The following is a 23184-nucleotide window of genomic DNA, read 5'->3' as shown; positions in this document are numbered from 1 at the left end:
ACCAGCAGCTGCACACCATGAGCGCCACTGCCACCGCCGCCGCGTCGACCACACCGGCGCCTGTCGTCAATCCCGGAGCGCGGCATGCGCGCTGGCAGTTCTGGGGCGCGGTCATGGTCGTGCCCTACCTGCTGGTGTTCGTGGTGTTCGTGCTGTACCCGGTGGGCTACGGGCTCTGGCTCGCCCGCCATCCGCAAAGCTACGTGAAGCTGGTCGAAGACCCGATCTTCTTCCGCTCGGTGATCAACACGGCCATCTTCCTGGTCGTGGCGATCAACCTGAAGATGGTCGTGGCACTCGTGCTGTCGGGCTTCTTCGTCACTTCGCGCTGGTGGATCAAGATCGTCGCGGCGATCTTCATCCTGCCGTGGGCCATGCCCTCGATTCCCACCATCCTGTCGATCCGCTTCATGCTGAACCCGGAGTGGGGCGTGATCAACAGCACCATCTTCCGCCTGACCGGCGCCGACGGCCCCAACTGGCTCAACGATCCCTCGCTGGCGCTGGCCTTCGCGATGATCGTGCACATCTGGAAGTCGCTGCCGTTCTGGACGCTCATCCTCGTGGCCGGCCGCCTTGCCATTCCCACCGAGCAATATGAAGCGGCTTCGGTCGACGGCGCCTCGTCGTGGCAGAAATTCCGCTTCGTGAGCTGGCCCGCGCTCAAGACGCTATACATCACCTCGCTCATCCTCTCGATGATCTGGACGCTGGGCGACTTCAACAGCGTGTACCTGCTCACCGGTGGCGGCCCCGCCGACCTGACGCACGTGCTCGCAACCCTGGGCATCCGCTACCTGCGGCTCGACCAGGTCGACCTGTCGATGGCATCCATCGTCGTGGCGCTGCCTCTGGTGCTGCCGCTCGTGTACTTCATGATGAAGAGGCTCTCGAAATGAAACGCTGGACCCCCAAGGCCATGGCGACCGAGGCCAAGCTGCTGCTCATCGGCATTCCGGTGCTGCTGTGGACGCTGATACCGGTCTACCACATGGTGCTGTTCGCGATCTCGTCGAAGGACTCCGCGACCTCGGGCCACCTGTGGCCCAAGAACCCGACGCTGGACAACTTCCGCATCGTGTTCCAGCAGAAGCACTTCTACCTCGACCACTTCTGGCTGCAGCTGTGGAACTCGCTGGTGATCGCGCTGTCGGTGGGCGCGCTCACGCTGTTCGTGGCCACCACCGCCGCCTTCGCCATCAGCAGGCTACGGGTGCGCGGCGGCCGCACGGTGATGAACCTGGCGCTGTTCACGTACTTCATTCCGGCGGCCTTCCTGGCCGTGCCCATGTACAAGACCATGGGCAACTACGGGCTGCTGAACAGCCAGTGGGCGCTCATCCTGGCAATGGTGACCATCGCCTCGCCTTACTGCATCTGGGTGCTCAAGCAGGCGTCGGACAAGCTGCCCTATGAGCTCGACGAGGCCGCGCGCATGGACGGCGCCTCGCCGCTGCAGCTGTTCCGCCTGGTCTACCTGCCGCTGATGGTGCCGTCGCTGGTGGCGGTGGGCACCTATTCGCTGCTGCTGGCGTGGAACGAGTACCTCTACGCGTTCCTGCTGCTGTCCAACGACAAGAGCGTGACGCTGGCCGTGGCGCTCGGCAACTTCCTCTCGGCCGACGACTCGCCGTGGGAGCTGCTCATGGCCACCGGCCTCATCTACGCGCTGCCGCCCGCGGCGATCTACTACACCTTCAAGCGCTACATGGTGGGCGGGCTCACCGCCGGCGCCGTCAAGAGCTGAACGAACGACTCAGGGACAACACGATGGCATCCGTTTCCTTTCGCAATATCCAGAAATCCTTCGGCAAGGTCCAGATCATCAAGGGCCTGGGCTTCGACATCACCGACGGCGAGTTCGTGGTGCTGGTCGGCCCTTCGGGCTGCGGCAAGTCGACCTTGCTGCGCATGCTCGCGGGCCTGGAAGACATCAGCGGCGGCGAGATCATGATCGACGGCCGCGTGGTCAACGACCTCGAGTCGAAGGACCGCGACATCGCCATGGTGTTCCAGAGCTACGCGCTGTATCCCCACATGACGGTGGGCGAGAACATGGGCTTCAGCCTGCGCCTGCGCAGCGCCGAGAAGTCGGTGACCGAAGAGCGCGTGGCGCGCGCCGCGAAGATCCTCAACCTCGACGCATTGCTCGGCCGCTATCCGCGCGAGCTCTCCGGCGGCCAGCGCCAGCGCGTGGCCATGGGCCGCGCCATCGTGCGCGACCCGAAGGTGTTCCTGTTCGACGAGCCGCTGTCCAACCTCGACGCCAAGCTGCGCGTGGCCATGCGCGCGGAGATCAAGGCGCTGCACCAGCGGCTGAAGACCACCACCGTCTACGTGACGCACGACCAGATCGAAGCCATGACCATGGCCGACCGCATCGTGGTGATGCACGACGGCATCGTCGAGCAGATCGGCACGCCGCTCGACCTGTACGACCGGCCCGACAACCTGTTCGTGGCCCAGTTCATCGGTTCTCCGTCGATGAACGTGATCGAGGGCACGGTGCGCCGCGCGGGCGGCGAGTGCTGGGTCGAGGCGCAGGGCGCGCGCTGGCCGGTGCCGGCCACCACATCGGCGCCCGACGGCCAGCCGGTGCACTACGGCGTGCGGCCCGGCGACATCACGCTCGGCGGCGGAGCGCAGTCGGTGGCGGCCAAGGTGATCGTGGTCGAGCCCACGGGCGCGGAGACCGAACTGCTGGTGCAGGTGGGCGAGTCCCGCCTGGTGCTGGCGGTGCATGGCCGCGTCGATGCCCGGCCCGACGAGATCGTCAACCTGGCGATCGACACGCCGCGCGTGCACCTGTTCGACCGGCAGACCGGCCGCCGCATGGGCTGAGCGCGCGGCCCGGGTTCAGTCCGTGCGCAGCCTGAGCAGGGCGCGCACGAAGCCGTGGTCGGAGCGCGAGCGGTCGCGCCCTTCGTGCAGGTGGTCGTTGAAGTAGTCGACACGCCGCACGTCGCCCAGGCTGTGGCGGCTGGTGGCGACGAATTCCTCGCTCACCAGGATCTGGTCGAGCACCTCCGGATAGCCCTGGTGGATGTGCGAGTACGCCACGTCCTTCTTGAGCGCCGACTCGCCCTGCATCTCGTAGGCGTTGAACAGCGCCACGTCGCGCGCGGCTTTGTCGTAGGCCACTTCGGAGGTGGCCGCCACGAGCTGCGTGGTCACGCTGTGCGGGTTGTCGTTGAAGTCGCCCATCACCACGAGCGGCACGTTCGTGCCCTGCAGCAGGTCGATGACGATGCAGCGCAGGGCCGCGGCCTCCGCGCCGCGCATCAGCAGCGAGCGCAGCGACGCCATCACGCCCACCTTGCGGTCGTCGCGGTCCTCCAGGTGGTTGCCTTGGGCGTCCTGCAGGAACTTCGGGCGCTTGGACTTCAGGTGCACCGTCAGCACATGCACCTGCTGGCCGTGCTTCATGCGCACCGTGACCAGCAGGGGCGGGCGTTCGAAGCGCGTGTGCGCGCCCAGGCCCGGCACCTCGACGCCGAAGCCTGGCGGGAAGTCGACGAAGGAGCGGACCTCGTCCAGCTTCAGGCGGGTCGCGATGCCCACGCGCGGCGTGCCCTGCGCCCCTGGCCTGGCCGGTGTGCCGGCGGGGCTGCCGGGCGGCGGCGTGTTCTCGGCGCCGGGCACAGACACGAAGTCGTAGCGCAGCCCGCTGCGGGCGATGGCGGCCTTCAGTGCCGCCTCGTCCCACACCTCCTGCACCGCCAGCACGTCGGCGTTGAGCGCCTGGAAGCGCTCGCCGGTCCAGTCGATCTTTCGCTCGTACTCACGCTCGTTGTAGGCGTCCTGGTTCTCGTAGTACGCCCGGTTCGGGTTCGCGAGGTTGAGAAGGTTGCAGGTGGCGACGAAGAGGGTGGCGTAGTTGGGCGGGATGTATTGCATGGCGTAACGATTGTGGCCCGGGCGAGGGCGGTGCCGCACCACCAATGAAAAAGGGCACCGAAGTGCCCTTGCTCTGTTTCCGGACAGGCGTGCCGCCCGGATGCGTGTGCTTTCTTCAGCCTCAGCGGCCGAAGGAACGGCCACCGCCGCCACCGGAGCGGCCGCCACCGCCGCCATAGCCACCACCGCCGCCACCCGAGCGGCCACCGCCGCCCGAACGGTTGCCGCCGTAGCCACCGCCGCCGCCGCCCGGACGACCGCGTCCGCGGCCGCCACCCATGTGGTCGACGCTGGTTCGCAACGGATCCGGCTGGCCTGCGCCGCCAGCGACCGCTTCGGCACGCAGGTGCGCGACCTGGTTGGCTTGCGTCGGGCTGTGGCTGTTGCCGTGATGGCGCGGCTGGCGCTCGTCATGCGGCTGATGGGCTTGCTGATGCTGATGCGGCGCATGGTGCGGTGCGCGTGCCGGACCTTGCGGGCCGCGGCCTTGCGGTGCGCGGGCACCCGGGCCGCGCGGGCCCTGGCCTTGTCCGCCGCCGTTGGCATTGCGGGCCTGGCCGCCGCCCTGGCCCTGGCCGCCGCCGCGGCGCTGACCGCCGCCATTGCCGCCGCCACCGCCGTTGCCGCCACCCTGGCCAGCCTTGTTCTCGCGGATGCGTTGCAGCATCTCGGTGCGGGCTGCCTTGGCGGCTGCCTGCATCACATCGCGGCTCGGCGGACGGCCGGCGCCGCCCCAGATCGTCTGGCGACCCATGGCGATGGGCTCGGCGCGTTCGCCTTCCTCAGGGCCGAAGCCCTCGACGATCTGCACGGGAATCGTCTGCTTGGTGAAGCGTTCGATTTCCTGCATGAAGCCTTCTTCGTCCAGGCACACGAAGCTCACGGCCTCGCCGCTCGAACCGGCGCGGCCGGTGCGGCCGATGCGGTGGACGTAGTCTTCGCTGACGTTCGGGATCTCGTAGTTCACCACGTGCGGCAGCTCGTCGATGTCGATGCCGCGGGCCGCGATGTCGGTGGCCACCAGCGCGCGGATGTCGCCGCTCTTGAAGCCGGCCAGCGCCTGCGTGCGGGCGCTCTGGCTCTTGTTGCCGTGCAGCGCCATCGCCTCGATGCCGTTCTTGGTGAGGAATTCGGCCACGCTGTTGGCGCCGAACTTGGTGCGCGTGAACACGAGCACCTGGCTCCACTTGTTCTCGTTGATGATGTGCGCGAGCAGCGCCTTCTTCTTGCCGCGGCCCACGGGGTGGATCACCTGGGTGATGCGCTGCACGGTGGTGTTGCGCGGCGTGACCTGGATGCTCTGCGGGTTCTTCAGCAGCGTGGCGGCCAGGTCGCGGATCTCGTCGCTGAAGGTGGCCGAGAAAAGCAGGCTCTGCTTTTCCTTGGGCACCAGGGCCAGGATCTTCTTCACGTCGTGGATGAAGCCCATGTCGAGCATGCGGTCGGCTTCGTCGAGGATCAGCATCTGGACCTGGCTCAGGTCGAGCATGCCCTGCTGCTGCAGGTCGAGCAGGCGGCCGGGGGTGGCCACGAGGATGTCGACACCCTTCTTGAGCTTGCTGATCTGCGGGTTCATGCCGACGCCGCCGAAGATCACGGTCGAGTCGAGCTGCAGGTACTTGCCGTACGTGCGCACCGACTCTTCGACCTGGGCCGCGAGTTCGCGGGTGGGGGTCAGCACGAGGGCGCGGATGCCGACGCCGCCGAACTTGTTGGTGGCGCTGCGGCTCATGCTGAGCTTGTGCAGCATCGGCAGCGTGAAGGCGGCGGTCTTGCCGGTGCCGGTCTGTGCGCCGCCCAGCAGGTCATGACCTTCGAGCACCGCGGGGATGGCTTGCGCCTGGATGGGGGTGGGCGAGTCGTAGCCGTGCTCGTGCACAGCCTTCAAGATGGCGGGGGCCAGCTTCAGTTCGTCAAAATTCATTGGAAACAATAAGCGCCATACACGGCGCAGTGGCATCGGCCCGCTTGGCGTCTTGTTGACGCCGAGCCAGTCAAGGCAGATGAAGGTCAGGGGTGGGAGCCGGAAAGTCCGCCCTCGCGAAAGGGTTGTTGGATGGAGCTTTCTTCGTCCCCGGCAGAGAGCCGGTGTTGCGGGCAACTGGACCCGGCAACGGTGGCTATTGTCGCATGAGTCGATAATCGGTGGTTTGCCGCGCCAGAACGTGCTTTTCTGGCGCCCGCGCTTTCCCCCGAATCTTTGTACCCAAGGTAACTACTCCCAGATGGCTCAATACGTCTATTCGATGAACCGTGTCAGCAAGACCGTGCCGCCCAAGCGGCAGCTCTTGAAAGACATTTCGCTGTCCTTTTTCCCCGGCGCCAAGATCGGCGTGCTCGGCCTGAACGGCTCGGGCAAGTCCACGCTGCTCAAGATCATGGCGGGTGTGGACAAGGAATTCGAGGGCGAGGCACTGCCCATGCCGGGCATGACGATCGGCTACCTGGAGCAGGAACCCAAGCTCGACCCCGAGCACACGGTGCGCGAATCGGTCGAGGAGTCCATGGGTGCGGTGTTTGCCGCCAAGGCGCGCCTGGAAGAGGTGTACATCGCCTATGGCGCCGAAGACGCCGACTTCGACGCGCTGGCGGCCGAGCAGGCCCAGCTCGAAGCCATCATCGCCACCGCCGGCACCGATTCCGAACACCAGCTCGAAATTGCCGCCGACGCCCTGCGCCTGCCGGCCTGGGACGCCAAGATCGGCGTGCTGTCGGGCGGTGAAAAGCGCCGCGTGGCGCTGTGCCGCCTGCTGCTGAGCAAGCCCGACATGCTGCTGCTCGACGAGCCGACCAACCACCTGGACGCCGAATCGGTGGAGTGGCTCGAAGTGTTCCTGCAGCGCTTCACGGGCACCGTGGTGGCCATCACCCACGATCGCTACTTCCTCGACAACGCGGCCGAGTGGATCCTGGAAATGGACCGCGGCCGCGGCATTCCCTGGAAGGGCAACTACAGCACCTGGCTCGAGCAGAAGGGCGAACGCCTGGCGCAGGAGCAGAAGAGCGAAGAAGCCCACGCCAAGGCGCTGAAGAAGGAACTGGAGTGGTCGCGCCAGAACCCGAAGGCGCGCCAGGCCAAGAGCAAGTCACGCCTCGCCCGCTTCGAAGAGCTGAGCGACATGGAATACCAGAAGCGCAACGAAACGCAGGAAATCTTCATTCCCGTGGCGGAGCGGCTGGGCCAGCAGGTGTTCGAGTTCCACAACGTGAGCAAGTCCTTCGGCGACCGCATGCTGATCGACAACCTGAGCTTCACCGTGCCGCCGGGCGCCATCGTCGGCATCATCGGCCCCAACGGCGCCGGCAAGTCGACGCTGTTCAAGCTGCTCGCAGGCAAGGAAAAGCCGGATTCGGGCGAAGTCGTCATCGGCCAGACCGTGAAGATGGCCTTCGTCGACCAGCACCGCGACGAGCTGGCCAACCAGAAGACCGTGTGGGAAGACATCTCGAACGGCCTGGACATCATCAACGTAGGCAAGTTCCAGATGGCCAGCCGCGCGTATGCGGGCCGCTTCAACTTCAACGGCGCCGACCAGCAGAAGAAGGTCGGCACGCTGTCGGGCGGTGAACGCGGCCGCCTGCACCTGGCCAAGACGCTGATCGCCGGCGGCAACGTGCTGCTGCTCGACGAACCGTCGAACGACCTGGACGTGGAAACCCTGCGCGCCCTCGAAGACGCGCTGCTCGAGTTCGCCGGCACGGTCATGGTGATCAGCCATGACCGCTGGTTCCTCGACCGCATCGCCACCCACATCCTGGCCGCCGAAGGCGACAGCCAGTGGACCTTCTTCGACGGCAACTACCAGGAGTACGAAGCCGACAAGAAGAAGCGCCTTGGCGAAGAAGGCGCAAAACCGAAGCGCATGCGCTACAAAGCCCTGAAGTAAGGCTCAGGCGGCTTCGGCCGCTTCGGCAAGAGCGCGCGGTTCCGCAAGGGGCCGCGCGCTTTTTTCATCGTCCGCCGCAAACACATCGCGTGCGGCGAAGAGGCCGTTCAATGCCGCCGGAAAGCCCGCATATACGGCCATCTGCATGATGATCTCGACCACTTCGTCGCGCGTCACGCCGACGTTCAGCGCGGCCTGGATATGCACCTTCAGTTGCGGCGCGGCATTGCCCATGGCGGTGAGCGCGGCCACCGTGGCGATCTCGCGGGCGCGCAGGTCGAGGCCGGGGCGCGAGTAGATGTCGCCGAACGGAAACTCGATCAGCAGGCGGCTGAAGTCGGGCGCGATGCCGGCCAGGCTCTCGACCACCTTGACGCCGCCATCACCGTCGATCTCCTGGAGCTTGGCCAGGCCACGCGTGTAGCGCAGGTTGTCGTCGTGGCCCTGGTTCTGTGTGTTCGTCATTGCTCGTCTTTCCTTCCCGGGCTTTGCCCGATGGAGGAGGACGCCTCTTCGTCTTCTCGACCTTGCGGTAGTGGCCGATCTTGAGCGACAGCGCCTGCATGGATTGCTGCAGCGCCGCCACCCGGGCCTGAACTTCGGCAAGGTGCTGCTCGAGCATCTCGCGCCGCTCGCCGACGCTGGCGTCCCCCTGGCTTCGAAGCCTGACGAAGGCCTGCATGCCCTGGATGGACATGCCGGTCTCGCGCAGGCGCAACAGGAAATCCAGCAAGTCCATGTCGGCGCTCGCATACCGCCGCTGACCGCCCGGCGCACGCGGCACCGCGGCAATCAGCCCGATGCGCTCGTAGTAGCGCAACGTGTAGGCCGTGAGGCCGGTTCGCTTCGCGACTTCCGCAATGGTCAGGCTGGTTTCCATGGCGTTGATTCTCGAAATTAGAGTGCGCTCCAAGTCAAGCGCTTCGTTGAAGCTCGCGCGCAGGGCGGCGGTGTCGTTGATCTGAGAGGGCCACCAGCAGGCGCGACGGCCCGAAAGCGCCTTGCCGTCACCCGGCATCGTTCGTTGCGGCCGCCGCCGGTTCGGCCTCCGGCATGCCCCGCGCGAGCACGCGCTTGCGCACCGCGTAGATGTTGTTGCGCAGCGCATAGAGCTCGTCGGCATACGACAGCGGCACCGCCACCTTGTTGACGGTGCGGTCGAGCTGGTCGAGGTCGTCCAACAGCGCCTTCTTTTCGCCCTTGTGCGCATCGACCTTGGCTTCGATGTCGCGCAGCCGCGCATACCAGCGGAACACGCGGCGGCGCACTCGGAACTGGTAGAGCGGCGGCACCACGCGGCTCAGCGGCAGCATCAGCACCAGCAGGCCGCCGAGCACCAGCCACATCCGCTCGATCAGGTTGCTGGCCCAGAACGGCAGGTAGCGCTGCCAGGCCGGCGGCGTGCCGTTGATGGCGCGGTCGCCTTCGGGGCTCACCGGCAGCTCGCTGGTGCGCGTGTTGGGAAAGTCGCGCGCCCGGTTGAACCAGCCGGCGCCGCTGTGCAGCGTCTGCGCCGACTGCGCGAAAAGCTGCCGCAGGGCGGGGTGCGTTTCGTCGCGCGACAGCAAAGAGGTGGTGGCCGCCAGCAGCGACACGTCGTGCGGCGGCAGGTCCTTCGACAGGTCGACCACGCCGCGCGGCAGCGTCACGGCCGACAGGAACGGGAAGCGGCGCGAATAGGCGTCGGCCTGGCCGAAGTCCATGAGCTTGATGTCGTCGGAGCGCAGCAGGTGCTGCACCTGCGGCGACTGCGGCGCCGACGACAGCACGATGGCGTCGAGCAGCCCCGCCTGCAGCGCCTCGGCGGCGGCTGCCTGCTCGAGGTTCGACAGCAGCAGGTCGCCGGGTCCGAGCTTGTTGGCCTTGAGCATGCGCTCCATGATGTCCGGCAGGCCGCTGCCCGGCAGGTCGACGTTCACGCGCAGGCCGCGCAGTTGCGTGAGCGATGTCAGCGTGCCGGTCTTGCGGTCGATCTTCTGTGCCGAATCGGCGCGGTAGAAGAGCCATATCGGCTCGTAGAACAGGCTGCCGAGCGATGTCAGGCCGGCCTGCTCGTCCGCCACCGGGTCGGCGCTGCCGCCGCGCACGAAGCCCACGTCGGCGCCGCCGGTGCGCAGCAGCTGCAGGTTCTCGGTCGAGCCCGAGGTGGGCTTGAGCTCCACCTCGATGCCGGCGCGCTTGAGGGCTTCCGCATAGTGCTTGCCGAACTGCGCATAGGCGCTGCCCGTGGGGCCGGTGGCGAGCGTGACGTGCTTGGGCGGTTGCGGTTGCAGCCACCAGTAGGCGGCGACCAGCAGGCCGATCACGATGAACACGATCGGCCCCGCCGAGGCGATCAGGTCGCGGATCGACAGCAGGATGAGCTTCAAGGTCCGGGGGAACGCCATGGTGGTCTTCTCGTGAAGTGTCAGCCGCGCGTTGCTGCCATGTCCGCCGCGCAGGGAATGTGCAGCTCGCCCACCGTCACCGCGCGCGCCGCCTGCACCGCGCGCAGCGTGGCGATGGCGACCGCCTCGGCGGCCATGGTGCTGAGCACCGTCATGCCCGGGGCGTTGCCTTCCAGCGGCACGCGGCCGGTGGCCAGCGCGAACAGCGTGTCGCCGTCGCTCATGGTGTGCACCGGGTTGATGGAACGCGCCAGCCCGTCGTGCGCGACCATGGCGAGCCGGTTGGCCTGCACCTTGGTCAGTAACGCGTCGGTGGCGATCACGCCGATGGTGGTGTTGGTGCCCGCCAGCAGCGGCTTGGGGCTGTCGCCGCGCAGCAGGGCGCGGCGGGTGTCGAGCAGCGACTTGCCGTCTTCGGTGCGCGCACCGGCCACGGGCTGGCCGGTGTTGTGGTCGATCACGTCGCCCAGCGGATTCACCGCGATCAGCGCGCCCACCGTGACGCCGCCGACCTTGACCGACGCGGTGCCGATGCCGCCCTTCATCGCGCGGTGCACGCCGAAGAGCTTGCCCACCAGCGCGCCGGAGCCCGCACCCACGTTGCCTTCGGCGGGCGGCGCCGTGCTCGCGGCCTCGCAGGCGGCATAGCCGGCCGCGGCGTCGGGGCGGATGCGCGCATCGCCCATCGGCAGGTCGAACAGCACGGCGGCGGGCACGATGGGCAGCGTGCCGAAGCGCACGTCCATGCCGATGCCGCGTTCCTCCATCCAGCGCATGGCGCCTTCGGCCGCGGCCAGGCCCCAGGCACTGCCGCCCGCGAGCATCACCGCATGCACCTGCTGCACCAGGTTGCCGGGCGCGAGCAGGTCGGTCTCGCGCGTGCCGGGGGCCGCGCCGCGCACGTCGACACCGCCCACGGCGCCGTCGCGCGCCATGATCACGGTGCAGCCGGTGGGGCGGCGGGTGTCGGAGAAATGGCCGACTTCGATGCCGGCGACGTCGGTGATGGAACCGGCGGAATGGGAAGAGGCGAAAGAGTTGGAAGAGGAGGCTGGCATGGCGGCCGATTATGAGACCGCACCCTCTACGATCAGCACCATGACAGTTGCAAGAAGTTTCTCCCCCGACGGCGGGAGCCGTCATGTCGTGGTGATCGGCGCGGGCGCGGTAGGCAGCGCCACCGCCATCGAAGCGCTGCGCGCGGGTTTGCGCGTGACGGTGGTGGAGCCCGGCGAGCCGGGCGGCCCGCATGCCACGAGCTACGGCAACGCCGGCTGGCTGTCGTCGCATTCGGTGGTGCCGCCCGCGTTGCCGGGGGCCTGGCGCAAGGTGCCCGGCTGGCTGGCCGACCCGCTCGGGCCGCTCGCCCTGCGCTGGCGCTACCTGCCTCGGGCCCTGCCATGGCTGCTGCGCTACCTGGCCTCGGGCTCGACCGAGGCGCGCGTGCAGCGCACCGCCGACGCGCTGCGCACGCTGCTGGCCGACGCGCCCGCGCTGCACGCCCGACTGGCCGCCGAAGCGGGCGTGCCGCAGCTCATCGAGCGGCGCGGGCTGCTGCACGCCTACCGCTCGCGCGCGGAGTTCGACGGCGATGCGCTGGGCTGGCGCGTGCGCCGGCGCGTCGGCATCCAGTGGGAGGAATGGCCGGAGGCCGAACTGCGCCGCCGCGAACCCGATCTCGATGCGCGCTACACCCTGGGCATCTTCGTGCCCGAGGCCGGCCACTGCCGCAACCCGGGCGCCTACGTGGCGGCCCTGGCGCAGCATGCGCTCGATGCGGGCGCCGAACGGGTCGCCGCCCGCGCGACGGGGTTTCGCATCGAGGGCGGCCGGCTGCGTGCCGTGCGCACCGAGGCCGGCGAAATCGCCTGCGACGGCGCCGCCATCTGCGCCGGTGCCCGTTCAGGCGCGCTGGCCGCGGCCGCCGGCTCCGCGGTGCCGCTGGAGTCGGAGCGCGGCTACCACGTGGTCATCGAAGACGCCAAGGCCGGCCCGCGCACGCCGACCATGGTGGCCGACGGCAAGCTCATCGCGCACTGGATGGACGGCGGCCTGCGCGCGGCAGGGCAGGTCGAGATCGCGGGCCTGGAAGCCGCGCCCGACTGGCGCCGCGCCGCAATCCTGCACGAGCATCTGCAGTCGATGTTCCCCTCGCTTGCACGGCCCGCGCCGGGCGCGCCTTCCGTGAAGCACTGGCTCGGGCACCGCCCGAGCCTGCCCGACGGGCTGCCCTGCATCGGCCCGTCAGGTGCCAGTGCCGACATCGTGCTGGCCTTCGGGCATGGCCACGTGGGCCTGTGCGGCTCGGCGCGCACGGGGCGGCTGGCGGCGCAGCTGCTCGCTGGCGCTGCAGCGGAGATACCGCTCGCGCCCTTCGATCCGGGGCGCTTCAAGTCCTGAAGCCGGCCGGCGAATCTCAGTTCGCCGGCGCTATCGAAAGCACCGTGAGCGCACCGTCGACCTTGTCGGCCGTGAACTGCACCTTGTCGCCGGGCTTCACCTTGGTGAGCAGCGCAGGGTCGCTCACGCGGAAGACCATCGTCATGCCCGTCATCTCGAGGTTGGGAATGTCGCCGTGCTTCAGCGTGATCTTCTTCGCGTCGGAGTCGATCTTGCGGACCTCGCCCTCGACGGACGGCAATGCAGCCTGCGCGAAGGCGGCTGCGGCGAGCAGGGCGGCGGAGAGTGCGGTGAACAGTTTCTTCATGATGAGTTTGCTTTCTTCGGTAGGCGGTTGGTTCAGCGATAGCTTTGATAGACGCGCGTGCTGCCGTCGGCCAGCACCAGCAGCACCTCGTGGGGGTCGCGCCGGTCGCCATAGGCCGGGCCGTCCATGCCGGGCGATCCGACCGGCATGCCGGGCACGGCGAGGCCGACGGCCTTGGGCTTTTCCTTGAGCAGCCGTTGCACCTCGCGCGCTGGCACGTGGCCTTCGATGGCGTAGCCGCCGACGAGGCCCGTGTGGCACGAGCCCAGCTTGGCGGGCATGCCCAGGCGGGTGCGCGCGGCGGTATTGCCTTCGTCGTGCACGCGCGTGGCGAAGCCGCTCTTGTCGAGGTGCTTGACCCAGTCCTGGCAGCAGCCGCAGTTCGGGTCTTTCCAGATCTCGACCATCGGCGCCGCGGCCATCGCGGTCGTCGCGGCAAACGGCACGGCAGTGGACGCCAATGCCAGCAGCAGCTTTCTTCTTTGCATGATTTCTCCTTCAGGATTTGCCGGCGGCGGGCAGCACGCGGACGCGGCCGGCCATGCCGAGCTCGTAGTGGTCCTTCACCAGGCAGGCGAAGTCGAAATCGCCGGCGCGGTTGAAGGTCCAGACCATGTCGCCGGTCTTGCCCGGGGGCACGTGCACCATCCACGGCTCGTCGTGCTCCATGCCCGGGAATTTCTTCATCATGGCCGCGTGCGCCTCGATCTCGGCGGTGGTCCCCAGCACCAGTTCGTGCAGGTCCTTGCCGCGGTTCTTCAGGCGCAGGCGGATGGTGTCGCCTTCGCGCACTTCGATGACGGAGGGCGTGAAAGTCATGTCGTCGGCCATCGCGATGTCGATGGTGCGCTTCACCGCGCCGGCCTTGCCCGCGATGCCCCAGGGCTTCTGTTCGGGTGCGGGCGTGGCGGCGCCTTGCGGCCTGGCGACGTGGGCCTCGTGGGCCTGCGCAGCGGTGGCGGCTGCCGCAAGGGCCAGGCTGGCGGCGATGGATGCGAGTGTCTTGTTCATGAGGTGGGTTCCAGGAAAAGAGATCAGTGGTCGTGCGCGCCGTGGCCCGAAGGCTTGCGCACGCTGGCGTCGGTCTTGTCGCCGCCGCCCTTGGCGTCGGTCTTGTTGCCGCCGCCCTTGGCGGCAGGGGCGCTGCGCGTGGCCGGCGGGACGTTCGCCCCCGGCACTTCGCGCGCGACGGTGCCCGCCGGGTGCCTGAACCAGCCCGGGTCGCGGTAGTCGCCCGGCTTCTGGTCGCGCCGCACCTTCAGCAGCGTGAACATGCCGCCCATCTCGGCCGAGCCGAAGGGGCCGGTGCCGGTCATCATCGGCACGGTGTTGTCGGGAATGGGCATCTCCATCTCGCCCATGTCGGCCATGCCCTTGTCGCCCATCACCATGTAGTCGGGCACGAGCTTGCGGATCTTCTCGGCCACGCCCTTCTGGTCGACGCCGATCATGGTCGGCACCTCGTGGCCCATCGGGCCCATGGTGTGGTGCGCCTTGTGGCAGTGCAGCGCCCAGTCGCCTTCCTCGTCGGCAATGAACTCCATCTGCCGCATCTGGCCCACCGCCACGTCGACCGACACCTCCGGCCAGCGCGCGGTGCGCGGCACCGGGCCGCCGTCGGTGCCCGTCACCTCGAACTCGTGGCCGTGGATGTGGACGGGGTGGTTGGTCATCGTGAGGTTGCCCACGCGGATGCGGACACGGTCGCCGCGGCGCACGTTCAGCGTGTCGATGGCCGGGAACACGCGGCTGTTGAAGCTCCAGATGTTGAAGTCGGTCATGGTGTTGACCTTCGGCGTGGCGCTGCCGGGCTCCACGTCGAAGCTGCCGAGCAGGAAGCAGAAGTCGCGCTGCACCGGCTCGATCAGCGGATGGCTGCGGGCCTCGCGAGGATGCGTGACCCAGAAGCCCATCATTCCCATCGCCATCTGCACCATCTCGTCGGCGTGCGGGTGGTACATGAAGGTGCCGGGCCGGCGCGCGGTGAACTCGTAGACGAAGGTCTTGCCCGGCGGGATGTGCGGCTGCGTGATGCCGCCCACGCCGTCCATGCCGTTGGGCAGGCGCTGGCCGTGCCAGTGCACGGTGGTGTGCTCGGGCAGCCGGTTGGTCACGAAGATGCGCACGCGGTCGCCCTCGACCACCTCGATGGTCGGGCCGGGCGACTGGCCGTTGTAGCCCCACATGTTGACCTTGAAGCCGGGCGCCATCTCGCGCACGACGGGTTCGGCGACGAGGTGGAATTCCTTGACACCGGCGTTCATGCGCCAGGGCAGCGTCCAGCCGTTGAGCGTGACGACAGGGTTGTAGGGCCGGCCGTTGGGCGGATCGAGCGGCGGCGCGGTGGCGGTCGAGCCTTGCGACACCGGCTCGGGCAATGCGGCCATGCCCACGCGGCTCACGGTGGTGGCGGCAACGGCCGTGGCCGCGCCCGCGAAGAAGTTGCGACGGTTCATGTCAGTGGCCTCCCGCCGCTGGCGTCTCGCCGGACGCGGCGGTCTGCAGCGCGGTCATGCCGCCGGGCGAACTGCCGGTGAGCACCAGTTGCAGGTCGGTGTCCGCCAGCCAGAAGTCGCGCTGCGCCTCCATGCCCGCGTTCACCGCGAGCACGCTGGCGCGGGTTTCGCCGAGCAGCTCCCACACGCTCGCGAGCATGCCGTTGTAGCGCAGCACCATTTCCTCGTTGACCTGCTTGCGCAGCGGCAGCACCTCGTCGCGGTAGCGGCGGGCGATGGCATAGGCGGTGTTCCAGCCCTGCCATGCCTCGCGCGCCTCGCTCGCGGCCAGCACGCCCACGTCGCGCACGCGAGCGGCCGACTGCAGATACAGCGCCTCGGCGCGGCCGTTGCGCGCCTGGCCCCAGTCGAAGACCGGAATCGGCAGGTCGAGCTCGAAGCCGCGCTTGGTGCTGCGCGAGCGGTCCGCGCCGTTGTCGAACTTCGTGTTGCGCACCACGCCCAGCTCCATCGCGTTGATCACGCTGGTGGCGTGCGTGAGGCCGAGCGAGCCGGCCACCGCCGCGTTCTGCGCCGTGGCCGATCGCACGTCGAGCCGGTCGCGCAGCGCCAGCGCCTGCACGTCGCCGAGTTCAGGCGCCGCATCGGGCAGCGGCGGCAGGCGGTCGGGCAGGGTGTAGGCGGTGTCGCCGCCGCTCAGGCCGAGCAGCCGGGTGAGTTGTTCGCGCGAGGCGACGGCCGACTGTTCCGCGCGGGCGAGCTGCGCCGAGGCGTCGGCCAGCAGGAGCTGTTCGCGCGTGCGCTGCAGCGCACTCCAGTTGCCGGCCCTGGCCATGCGGTGCGCGAGTTCGGCGCCGGCTTCGGTGGCCTCCTTCGCGTCGCGCAGGTAGGCCACGCTCTGCTGCGCGGCCACCGCGCGCACCCAGGCGCGGCGGGTGTCGGCGGCCAGCACCAGCACACTCTGCGCGGCCTGCAGCTTGGCCGACTCATGCCGCTGGTCGGCCCAGCGCGCCTGCCACGGCAGCGTGAGCAGGCCCACCACGTTGAAGCTCAGCATGCGCTCGAACTCGCGCTCGCTGCCTTCGCGCAGGCGGCTGAAGGCGAGCACCGGGTTCGGCAGGCTCGCGGCCTGCACGCGGTCGGCGTCGCTCAGCTGCAGCGTGGCAAAGGCGTCCTGCACGCGCGGGCTGTTGACCAGCGCGATGCGCACGGCCGATTCGGCATCCAGCGGCCGTGCGAGCAGTTCGCCGATGCGCTTGCGCGAGGCCTCGTCGGGCGCACGCTGGGTCGCGGCGCCGGCCACGAGCGGATTGCCGGCCGTCAGCGCCTGCACGTCGGCGCTGCCGCCGTCGGACGAGAGGCTGGCGCAGCCGGCCAGCACCAGCGCTGCGGCCAGCGCGGCCGCGGTGCGGATGAATGAAACGGAAGAAGGGGAATCGCGGCCGGCAGGCGGCCGGCCAATATTGGGGTTCACGCTCGATCTCCATGAGCAATACGACGGACGCCGCGAGCCGGGACAGGCTCACTGCGGACGGATTACGGGCAGGGAGATCAGGAAATGGGCGGCTTCAGGCCCGGGGCGGGCTCCGCGCTGGCGAAGCGGGTCGCGTGTGCGGCAGGCGGCGCCTGGGGCGCGCTGTGCACGATGTCGACGAGGGGCATGCCGCCGAGTGCCACCGTGTGGCAGACCTGGCAGGCGGTGCAGGTGCCACAGCCTTGGTGGCCGGCGTCGTCGTTGTCGCTGCCGTTGTGCTGCGAGCCGGCGTGGTGGTCGGCCATGGACATGGCCATGTGGTCCATGCCGTCGCCGGCTTCCACCGCCTCCATCGCGTCATGGCAATGGGCTTGGGCGGCCGCCGTTGCCATCGCCGCTGCGGAGGCCGCCGGCAGCGAGTGCCGCACCATCTCTACCGCCATGGCGTCGCCGAGCCAGCCGCGGATGGGCAGCAGGGCGATCATCAAGGCGAGCAGCAGGGTGCGCATGGGGCGGGATGATAAACCGGCGACTCATGCCACCAGCTGGCCACGGGCCTTGTCGGCCCACACCTTCAGGTTGTCGAGCAGGTCCTTCTGGCTGAAGGAGCAGCTTTCCTCGCTGAAGAGCGCGCTCGACTCGAGCCGGTCCAGCAGGTTCAGCAGCACCTCGCGGTAGCGCGGCGGCAGTGCGGCAAGCAGCTCGGCGCTGCCGCGTGCCTCGTTGGACAGCGCGGTGACCGGGCCGCCACCGCTGCCGCCGAGCGCCGCGATGCGCGCGGCCAGGGCGTCGAGCTGGGCCGTGGCGATTTCGCGGCTCATGGCGCGGCCTTTCCGGGTGGCGGCAGGGCCAGACCGCGTTCGCGCATCAGGTCGCGCAGCATGTCGGGGTAGTCGGTGATGATGCCGTCGGCACCCCAGTCCATCAGGCGCTGCATGTCGGCGCGCTGGTTCACGGTCCAGGGCAGCACGGTCATGCCGAGCTTCTGCGCCTCCTTGATGACCGCGGGCGACAGGTCGGCGTAGGCCGGCGACCAGATCACCGGGCCGGTCCCGTTGCCCGACGCGGCCTTGACCATCTGCGGCACCGAGGCGAAGTTCGAAAGCGCCAGGCCGGCGGTCCAGCGGGGGTCCTGCAGCGTGCGCGGCGTGGTGAGATAGGCGCGCGGCAGCTGCGGCGCGAGCTGGCCGACCAGCGCCAGCGTGCGCCAGTCGAAGCTCTGCACGGTCACCCGGCCGGCCATCTTCGCCTTGTCGATCTCGGCCAGCAGCGCGCGCACCATCGGCTCGGGCGCTGCGGTTTCGCCGGGCTTGTTCGGATCGATCTTGGTCTCGATGTTGAAGCGCACCGTGGCCGCATTGGCGCCGCGCGCCTGCACCCGCTCGAACAGCGAGGCCAGCGTCGGAATGCGTTCGCCGTCGCGCGGCTGCTGCAGCGCAAACTGCTTGCCGTAGTTGCTCGACGGGTTCAGCCGGCCCACGTCGTAGGTCTGCAGCTGCGCCAGCGTGAGCGAGCGGATCGCTGCGCCGCTCCTGGGCGCCAGCCAGGCGCCGCTGGCGTCGCGGGTGTGGTCGGGGTTGAGCGAGGTGTCGTGCGAGATCACGACGACGCCGTCGGCCGTGAGCCCGATGTCGAGTTCGAGCGTGGTCACGCCCAGGTCGATGGCGTTGTCGAACGCGGCCAGCGTGTTCTCCGGCGCCAGGCCCCGGCCGCCGCGATGGGCCTCGAGGTCGAAGTGCTGCTTGGCCGTGGGCAAGATGGCCGCGCAGCCGGCGGCGAGCAGCGCCGTGGCGGCGAGGAGGGTGAATTTCATCTTCATTTGAGTTGCACCTTGATGCCGTTGTCCGACACGGTGATGTCGCCGATCTCGTAGGTCTTGCGCCCGACCGTCAGCTCGTCGGCCGTGAAGCTGCGCAGCACCTGGCCTTGCAGCAGTTCCTGTGCGACCACCGCGCCGATCTTCTGCAGCCGCTCGGCGTCGCGTCCCTCGACGCCCTGAAGCTCGAGCCGCTCGGCCTTCGGCTGGTCGAGCCGCAGCGCGCGCGTGGCGGCGTCGTACTTCAGCGCGCTGCTGACCGACACCACGCCCTGCACCGGCGATGCGGCCAGCAGGGGGCTCGCGATGGTCAGCGTGGCGGTGATGGCCGCGCGGTTGTTGCGTGCGTCCAGGCCCAGTTGCGGATCGCGCAGGCCGACCATGAAGATCTCCGCGTAGCGCTCGGCCACCGGAAAGCGCCTGGCGATCTGCGCCTGCAGCTCGTCGCGCGTGGCGGTGTATTCGCTGGTGAAGAAGTTGAAGCCGGCCAGCGCCGCGAAGGGCGCCTGCAGGGCCGTGGCGCCCAGCAGCGCGCGCAGCATCCGGCGGCGCGCGGGCAGGGTCGGGAACGACGGGGAGGGTGGGAAGCGGAATGTCATACGGTTCGTCATGCGGCTCGCGAGCTTGCCACAGCCTGGGCGGGCCCGGATGCCGTGCCGGAAGGGTTCAGCGCTCGATCATCTCCTGCACCTTGGCCACCAGCGCGGCCACGTCGAAGGGCTTGGTGATCACTTCCATGCCGTATTCGAGCAGGCCGTTGCCCACTGCCGCATTCTCCGCGTAGCCGGTGATGAACAGCACCTTCAGCCCGGGGCGGGTCACGCGGCCCGCGTCGGCCACCTGGCGGCCGTTCAGCCCGCCGGGCAGGCCCACGTCGGTCAGCAGCAGGTCGATGCCCTCGTCCGACTGCAGCATCCTCAGCGCGGCGGCGCCGTCGGCCACCGAGACCACGCGGTAGCCGGCGTCTTCCAGCTCCTCGGCCACGATGGCGCGGATGGTGGCCTCATCCTCCACCACCAGCACCACCTCGCCTTCGCCGCGGTGATCGGCCGCCGGCTGCGGCAGCGGCAGGTCGGCCTCGGCCTCGCCGACGAAGCGCGGCAGGTACAGGCACATGGTCGTGCCCGCGCCGGGCTCGGAATAGATGCGCACCTGCCCGCCCGACTGCCGCACGAATCCGTACACCATCGACAGGCCCAGCCCGGTGCCCTGGCCCATGGGCTTGGTGGTGAAGAAAGGGTCGAAGGCGCGCGCCGCCACCTCGCTGCTCATGCCCGTGCCGGTGTCGCTGACGCACACCGAGATGTACTGCCCCGGCGGCAGTTCGCGCTCGGCCGCGCTGCGGTCGTCCAGCCACTTGTTGGCCGTCTCGATGGTCAGGCGCCCGCCGTGCGGCGACATGGCGTCGCGCGCGTTGATGCACAGGTTGAGCACCGCGTTCTCCAGCTGCGAGGCGTCCACCCGCGTCAGCCACAGCCCGCCCGCGCCCACCACCTCGACCACCACCGAGGGGCCCACGGTGCGGCGCACCATCTCCTCGATGCCCGCGACCAGCCGGTTCACGTCGGTCGGCTTGGGGTCCAGCGTCTGGCGGCGCGAGAAGGCCAGCAGCCGCTGCGTGAGCGATGCGGCCCTGCGTACCGCGTCCTGCGCCATGCCGATGTAGCGGCCGGCGTTGTCGAACTTCTGCAGCTGCAGCCGCTTTTCCAGCACCTGCAGGCTGGTGCTCATGCCTCCCAGCAGGTTGTTGAAGTCGTGCGCGATGCCGCCGGTGAGCTGGCCGATGGCTTCCATCTTCTGCGCCTGGCGGAACCGGGCCTCGACCTCCATCAGCTCCTGCGTGCGCTGCGCCACCTTCAGCTCCAGCGACTCGTTGGCCTCGCGCAGCGCGGCCTCGCTGCGCACGCGCTCCGCGGCGGTGCGCGTGCGCGCGGAAATCTCGCGCATGAAGGCGCCTTCCTCGGGCGTCCATTCGCGCACGTGCAGGTGGTTGACGAACAGCAGCGCCACCAGGCGACCCTGCTCCACCACCGGCACGTTCATGAAGGCGCGGGCGTGCCGTGCTTCCAGCGCGCCGGCGGTGGCGGCCGTGCGCGGGTCCAGCCGCACGTCGGGCACGGCCACGAACTCGTCGTTGCGCAGGCTGTCGACGAACGAGCCGTAGTCGCCCAGGTTCAGCACGCCGACCAGCGAGTCGCAGTCGGGCGAGTGCCAGTCGCGTTCCACCCGCAGCTCGCCGGTGTCGTGGTCGACGCTGCCGTACCCAGCGCGGCTCACGCCGAGCGTGGCGGCCAGCATTTCCGCTGCCGCCAGGCCCACGTCGGCCGCGCTGCGCAGGCCCCGCAGCTTGTCGGTGAAGTCGGCGAGCGCCGCGCGCCGGGCCTCCGCGGCCATGCGCGCGGTGACGTCCACGCCCTCCACGAAAACGCCCGACACCGCGCCCGACGCATCGCGGATCGGCTGGAACACGAAGTCCACATAGCACTCGCGCACCGGCCCGTTCGCCTCCACCTGCACGTCGTAGCGCGAGCCGTGCGCGGTGAAGGCCTCGCCGTCGCGGTACACCTTGTCGAGCAGCGCCACGTAGCCCTGGGCCGCCGCGTCGGGCAGCGCCTCGGCCACCGGCAGGCCGACCACCGGCCGGTTGCCGACCAGCCGCAGGTAGCCCGGGTTGGCCAGCACGATGCGGTGCTGCGGCCCCTCCAGCATGGCCATGAAGCTGGGGGCCTGCTCGAACAGCTGCGCGAAGCGCGCGCGGTCGTCCTGCAGCCGGCGCTCGGCCTGCACCTTGGCGGTGGTGTCGATCACCAGCGCCCACACGCCCACAGGGTTGCCGTGGTCGTCCAGCAGCGGCGAATAGTTCAGGTTCATCCACACCTGCTCGGCCACGCCGCGGCGGTTCAGCACCAGCTCCTGGTCCTGGAAGCTCAGGGTGCGCCCGGACAGGCCGACCTTCAGCACATGGTCGTTGAAGGCCGCCGCCTCCGACCAGGCCTCGCGCACGCGCATGCCCAGCACCTGGGGATGCCGGATGCCCGAGAACGCGGCGTAGGCGTCGTTGTAGATCAGCACGCCGTGCTCGCCCCACAGGGTGGCGATGGCCACGTCCGACCTGAGCATGATGGCCACCGCGCTGCGCATGTGGCCGGGCCAGGTCTCCAGCGGGCCGAGCCCGGTGGCGGCCCAGTCGAAGCCGGCGATCAGGCCGGCGAGTTCGCCGCCGCCCGCCAGGAAGGGATATGCCGTTGTCGATGTGCCGTTGAGCATGCGCGCTGCTTTCTACCGCCTGGGGCCGTTCGCCCGTTGTCACCCGTTTTGCCGCCAGCCCGGGAAGCTAGCAGAAGTCGGGCGGGGCATCGGTCGGACAAATCCGCCATGGCGCGGCGGCGCGCAGCCAGACAGGGTGCGGCGCGGCGCCGGTCGAAAGGCTATTCGGCGAGCGGCGGCACGGCCAGTTCGAAGCGGGCGAACGCGCGCTCGCCCTTGTGGACCACGCTGTGCAGCGAGAAGCCGAAGCCTTCGTACAGCGCACGCAGCGGCGCACGGTCGGCCACGCAGTCCAGCCGCAGCCAGGGCCGGCCGAGTCCGCGCGCATGCTCGCGCGCAAAGCCCAGCAGCGCGACCGGCACGCCTTGCCCGGCCCACGTCCTGCGCACCGCCAGCTTGTGCACGAACACCGAACTCCCGCTTTCGATCTCGGGCCAGAAGTGCGGGTCTTCGAGGTCGAGCCGGACGACGCCGGCCATCTCACCGTTATTGCGTGCGATGAAGTAGCCGCCGGCCTCGGTGTCGCGCCGGATGCGCTCGGGGGCGATGTCGCTGGCCGTCCACAGCGGACGGCCTTCGGCGGCGATCCACTGCGCGGCTTCATTCAATACGGCCGCGACGGTGGCGGCTTCCTCGGGGCGGGCTTGCTCGATCTGCATGGAGCCCGAGCTTAGCGGCTCAGGCATGGCGCACCACCTCGAAGCCTTCGTCCGGCGAGGGCGGCACGAAGTGGCTGCTGATCAGCTCGAACTGGGCGTCCGAAGTCTCGAAGGCGTGCGTGCCCGACGCGTTGCGCGCCCGCAGCCGCTGCTTGCAGACCTCATCGGGCACGTCCAGAAAATGCAGCCGGTGCGCTGCACCCGCCTTCTCGAAGATGCCGCGCGCCCAGGCCCGGTTGGCGACAGTGTTCGCGGGAAAGTCGAGCACCACCGACACGCCGGCCGCAAGCAGGGCCGCCACGTGGTCGGCCATCGCCGCCTTCAGCCGGCCGGATGCGCGCACGTAGTCGGGCAGCTCGCGGATCTCGTCCGGGTACAGCGTGGCGAGCCAGGTGTCTTCGCTGATGAGCACGGTGGCAGGCTCGGCCGCGAGGCGCTGGGTGAGGGTCGACTTGCCCGCGGCGATCTTGCCGCAGACCATGTGAAGCACGGGGCGAACTACGGGACGGGTGGGGTTCGATGACATCGTTCGATCTCCTGTCGTGGTCTTGAAGAAAACCCCAGGAGACAAAAAACCCGCCTCGTGGGGCGGGTTGCATGGCGTGAAGTCTGTAGAGGAACCGCGCGCTAACCC

At 69.2% G+C, this 23184-nt stretch carries 23 protein-coding genes; 5 read left to right on the top strand and 18 right to left on the bottom strand.

All coding sequences use genetic code 11. From position 1 onward, the window contains the following. Nucleotides 1-17: 17 nt before the first annotated feature. Genes AC1RVW_RS10745 through AC1RVW_RS10735 form a run of 3 tightly spaced genes read left to right on the top strand, consistent with a single transcriptional unit; the run spans nucleotide 18 to nucleotide 2841 of the window. Entirely contained in the window at nucleotides 18-899 is an 882-nt protein-coding gene (locus AC1RVW_RS10745) for a carbohydrate ABC transporter permease (protein ID WP_081268033.1), read from the top strand. Next, the gene (locus tag AC1RVW_RS10740; protein ID WP_081268034.1) at nucleotides 896-1747 is read left to right on the top strand and encodes a carbohydrate ABC transporter permease; all 852 of its coding nucleotides are present in this window, start codon (nucleotides 896-898) and stop codon (nucleotides 1745-1747) included. Before AC1RVW_RS10745 ends, AC1RVW_RS10740 begins: the two co-directional genes overlap by 4 nt. Before the next feature lie 23 nt (nucleotides 1748-1770). Further along, nucleotides 1771-2841, top strand: a complete 1071-nt coding sequence (locus tag AC1RVW_RS10735; RefSeq protein WP_493199782.1) for an ABC transporter ATP-binding protein — start codon at nucleotides 1771-1773, stop codon at nucleotides 2839-2841. A gap of 15 nt (nucleotides 2842-2856) precedes the next feature. Here the strand turns inward: AC1RVW_RS10735 and AC1RVW_RS10730 are convergent, their stop codons facing one another. Together AC1RVW_RS10730 and AC1RVW_RS10725 are read right to left on the bottom strand one after the other, a co-directional pair. Further along, nucleotides 2857-3897, bottom strand: a complete 1041-nt coding sequence (locus AC1RVW_RS10730) for an endonuclease/exonuclease/phosphatase family protein (RefSeq protein ID WP_493199780.1) — start codon at nucleotides 3895-3897, stop codon at nucleotides 2857-2859. Nucleotides 3898-4018: 121 nt separating this feature from the next. Continuing rightward, complete coding sequence (locus AC1RVW_RS10725) at nucleotides 4019-5821, bottom strand: DEAD/DEAH box helicase (protein ID WP_493199778.1); 1803 nt, start codon at nucleotides 5819-5821, stop codon at nucleotides 4019-4021. Nucleotides 5822-6122: 301 nt separating this feature from the next. Here AC1RVW_RS10725 and ettA point away from each other — a divergent pair, with 301 nt between their 5' ends. Beyond that, on the top strand, nucleotides 6123-7784 hold the full coding sequence (ettA, locus tag AC1RVW_RS10720) for an energy-dependent translational throttle protein EttA (protein WP_081271470.1): 1662 nt from the start codon (nucleotides 6123-6125) through the stop codon (nucleotides 7782-7784). Nucleotides 7785-7787: 3 nt separating this feature from the next. Here the strand turns inward: ettA and AC1RVW_RS10715 are convergent, their stop codons facing one another. From AC1RVW_RS10715 to AC1RVW_RS10700, 4 genes are read right to left on the bottom strand one after another with little or no spacing between them, the layout of a single operon-like run. Continuing rightward, a complete protein-coding gene (locus AC1RVW_RS10715; protein ID WP_493199776.1) occupies nucleotides 7788-8249 on the bottom strand; it encodes a carboxymuconolactone decarboxylase family protein in 462 nt (153 codons plus the stop codon). Further along, nucleotides 8167-8802 (bottom strand): MerR family transcriptional regulator, encoded by a 636-nt coding sequence (locus AC1RVW_RS10710; protein ID WP_493199774.1) that lies wholly within the window; start codon nucleotides 8800-8802, stop codon nucleotides 8167-8169. Before AC1RVW_RS10710 ends, AC1RVW_RS10715 begins: the two co-directional genes overlap by 83 nt. Then, on the bottom strand, nucleotides 8792-10171 hold the full coding sequence (locus AC1RVW_RS10705; RefSeq protein WP_493199772.1) for a TAXI family TRAP transporter solute-binding subunit: 1380 nt from the start codon (nucleotides 10169-10171) through the stop codon (nucleotides 8792-8794). Before AC1RVW_RS10705 ends, AC1RVW_RS10710 begins: the two co-directional genes overlap by 11 nt. Nucleotides 10172-10191: 20 nt before the next feature. Continuing rightward, nucleotides 10192-11229, bottom strand: coding sequence for a P1 family peptidase (locus AC1RVW_RS10700; protein WP_493199770.1), 1038 nt, complete (start codon nucleotides 11227-11229; stop codon nucleotides 10192-10194). 40 nt (nucleotides 11230-11269) lie between these two features. Between AC1RVW_RS10700 and AC1RVW_RS10695 the strand changes: the two genes are divergently transcribed. Beyond that, a complete protein-coding gene (locus AC1RVW_RS10695) occupies nucleotides 11270-12571 on the top strand; it encodes an NAD(P)/FAD-dependent oxidoreductase (protein ID WP_493199768.1) in 1302 nt (433 codons plus the stop codon). Nucleotides 12572-12587: 16 nt separating this feature from the next. On the opposite strand, the gene AC1RVW_RS10690 is transcribed toward AC1RVW_RS10695, so the two are convergent. The 12 genes from AC1RVW_RS10690 to AC1RVW_RS10635 form a co-directional block, all read right to left on the bottom strand. Then, a complete protein-coding gene (locus tag AC1RVW_RS10690) occupies nucleotides 12588-12878 on the bottom strand; it encodes a copper-binding protein (RefSeq protein ID WP_493199766.1) in 291 nt (96 codons plus the stop codon). Between the two features lie 32 nt (nucleotides 12879-12910). Beyond that, nucleotides 12911-13366: a DUF411 domain-containing protein gene (locus tag AC1RVW_RS10685; RefSeq protein WP_493199764.1), complete on the bottom strand. Its 456-nt coding sequence runs from the start codon at nucleotides 13364-13366 to the stop codon at nucleotides 12911-12913. 10 nt (nucleotides 13367-13376) lie between these two features. After that, entirely contained in the window at nucleotides 13377-13889 is a 513-nt protein-coding gene (locus AC1RVW_RS10680) for a cupredoxin domain-containing protein (RefSeq protein WP_493199762.1), read from the bottom strand. A 23-nt stretch (nucleotides 13890-13912) separates the two neighbouring features. Further along, the gene (locus AC1RVW_RS10675; RefSeq protein ID WP_493199760.1) at nucleotides 13913-15334 is read right to left on the bottom strand and encodes a multicopper oxidase family protein; all 1422 of its coding nucleotides are present in this window, start codon (nucleotides 15332-15334) and stop codon (nucleotides 13913-13915) included. A 1-nt stretch (nucleotide 15335) separates the two neighbouring features. Continuing rightward, on the bottom strand, nucleotides 15336-16808 hold the full coding sequence (locus AC1RVW_RS10670) for a TolC family protein (RefSeq protein WP_493199758.1): 1473 nt from the start codon (nucleotides 16806-16808) through the stop codon (nucleotides 15336-15338). A 77-nt stretch (nucleotides 16809-16885) separates the two neighbouring features. Next, nucleotides 16886-17317 (bottom strand): hypothetical protein, encoded by a 432-nt coding sequence (locus AC1RVW_RS10665; protein WP_493199756.1) that lies wholly within the window; start codon nucleotides 17315-17317, stop codon nucleotides 16886-16888. A 24-nt stretch (nucleotides 17318-17341) separates the two neighbouring features. Then, on the bottom strand, nucleotides 17342-17629 hold the full coding sequence (locus tag AC1RVW_RS10660; RefSeq protein WP_493199754.1) for a hypothetical protein: 288 nt from the start codon (nucleotides 17627-17629) through the stop codon (nucleotides 17342-17344). After that, nucleotides 17626-18621 (bottom strand): glycerophosphodiester phosphodiesterase, encoded by a 996-nt coding sequence (locus AC1RVW_RS10655; RefSeq protein ID WP_493199871.1) that lies wholly within the window; start codon nucleotides 18619-18621, stop codon nucleotides 17626-17628. The genes AC1RVW_RS10660 and AC1RVW_RS10655 overlap by 4 nt, the downstream gene beginning before the upstream one ends. 2 nt (nucleotides 18622-18623) lie before the next feature. After that, nucleotides 18624-19223 carry a DUF1439 domain-containing protein gene (locus tag AC1RVW_RS10650; protein ID WP_493199752.1) on the bottom strand — a complete coding sequence of 200 codons (600 nt, stop codon included), beginning with the start codon at nucleotides 19221-19223 and terminating at the stop codon, nucleotides 18624-18626. Between the two features lie 67 nt (nucleotides 19224-19290). After that, entirely contained in the window at nucleotides 19291-21891 is a 2601-nt protein-coding gene (locus AC1RVW_RS10645) for a PAS domain-containing protein (protein ID WP_493199750.1), read from the bottom strand. A gap of 161 nt (nucleotides 21892-22052) precedes the next feature. Next, nucleotides 22053-22577, bottom strand: coding sequence for a GNAT family N-acetyltransferase (locus tag AC1RVW_RS10640; RefSeq protein ID WP_493199748.1), 525 nt, complete (start codon nucleotides 22575-22577; stop codon nucleotides 22053-22055). Continuing rightward, on the bottom strand, nucleotides 22570-23076 hold the full coding sequence (locus AC1RVW_RS10635; protein WP_493199746.1) for a P-loop nucleotide/nucleoside kinase family protein: 507 nt from the start codon (nucleotides 23074-23076) through the stop codon (nucleotides 22570-22572). Before AC1RVW_RS10635 ends, AC1RVW_RS10640 begins: the two co-directional genes overlap by 8 nt. Nucleotides 23077-23184 lie beyond the last annotated feature (108 nt).

The sequence above is a fragment of the Variovorax sp. MPBD4-3 genome, assembly GCF_058809745.1.
This window is presented reverse-complemented; position numbering and strand designations above follow the sequence as displayed.

Coding starts and splice junctions, on each gene's coding strand:
- AC1RVW_RS10745 (WP_081268033.1), top strand. CDS start 18: ATGAGCGCCACTGCCACCGCCGCCGCGTCGACCACACCGGCGCCTGTC.
- AC1RVW_RS10665 (WP_493199756.1), bottom strand. CDS start 17,317: ATGCGCACCCTGCTGCTCGCCTTGATGATCGCCCTGCTGCCCATCCGC.
- AC1RVW_RS10695 (WP_493199768.1), top strand. CDS start 11,270: ATGACAGTTGCAAGAAGTTTCTCCCCCGACGGCGGGAGCCGTCATGTC.
- AC1RVW_RS10735 (WP_493199782.1), top strand. CDS start 1,771: ATGGCATCCGTTTCCTTTCGCAATATCCAGAAATCCTTCGGCAAGGTC.
- AC1RVW_RS10710 (WP_493199774.1), bottom strand. CDS start 8,802: ATGCCGGGTGACGGCAAGGCGCTTTCGGGCCGTCGCGCCTGCTGGTGG.
- AC1RVW_RS10725 (WP_493199778.1), bottom strand. CDS start 5,821: ATGAATTTTGACGAACTGAAGCTGGCCCCCGCCATCTTGAAGGCTGTG.
- AC1RVW_RS10660 (WP_493199754.1), bottom strand. CDS start 17,629: ATGAGCCGCGAAATCGCCACGGCCCAGCTCGACGCCCTGGCCGCGCGC.
- ettA (WP_081271470.1), top strand. CDS start 6,123: ATGGCTCAATACGTCTATTCGATGAACCGTGTCAGCAAGACCGTGCCG.
- AC1RVW_RS10715 (WP_493199776.1), bottom strand. CDS start 8,249: ATGACGAACACACAGAACCAGGGCCACGACGACAACCTGCGCTACACG.
- AC1RVW_RS10655 (WP_493199871.1), bottom strand. CDS start 18,621: ATGAAATTCACCCTCCTCGCCGCCACGGCGCTGCTCGCCGCCGGCTGC.
- AC1RVW_RS10700 (WP_493199770.1), bottom strand. CDS start 11,229: ATGCCAGCCTCCTCTTCCAACTCTTTCGCCTCTTCCCATTCCGCCGGT.
- AC1RVW_RS10690 (WP_493199766.1), bottom strand. CDS start 12,878: ATGAAGAAACTGTTCACCGCACTCTCCGCCGCCCTGCTCGCCGCAGCC.
- AC1RVW_RS10730 (WP_493199780.1), bottom strand. CDS start 3,897: ATGCAATACATCCCGCCCAACTACGCCACCCTCTTCGTCGCCACCTGC.
- AC1RVW_RS10650 (WP_493199752.1), bottom strand. CDS start 19,223: ATGACATTCCGCTTCCCACCCTCCCCGTCGTTCCCGACCCTGCCCGCG.
- AC1RVW_RS10675 (WP_493199760.1), bottom strand. CDS start 15,334: ATGAACCGTCGCAACTTCTTCGCGGGCGCGGCCACGGCCGTTGCCGCC.
- AC1RVW_RS10645 (WP_493199750.1), bottom strand. CDS start 21,891: ATGCTCAACGGCACATCGACAACGGCATATCCCTTCCTGGCGGGCGGC.
- AC1RVW_RS10640 (WP_493199748.1), bottom strand. CDS start 22,577: ATGCCTGAGCCGCTAAGCTCGGGCTCCATGCAGATCGAGCAAGCCCGC.
- AC1RVW_RS10705 (WP_493199772.1), bottom strand. CDS start 10,171: ATGGCGTTCCCCCGGACCTTGAAGCTCATCCTGCTGTCGATCCGCGAC.
- AC1RVW_RS10680 (WP_493199762.1), bottom strand. CDS start 13,889: ATGAACAAGACACTCGCATCCATCGCCGCCAGCCTGGCCCTTGCGGCA.
- AC1RVW_RS10685 (WP_493199764.1), bottom strand. CDS start 13,366: ATGCAAAGAAGAAAGCTGCTGCTGGCATTGGCGTCCACTGCCGTGCCG.
- AC1RVW_RS10740 (WP_081268034.1), top strand. CDS start 896: ATGAAACGCTGGACCCCCAAGGCCATGGCGACCGAGGCCAAGCTGCTG.
- AC1RVW_RS10635 (WP_493199746.1), bottom strand. CDS start 23,076: ATGTCATCGAACCCCACCCGTCCCGTAGTTCGCCCCGTGCTTCACATG.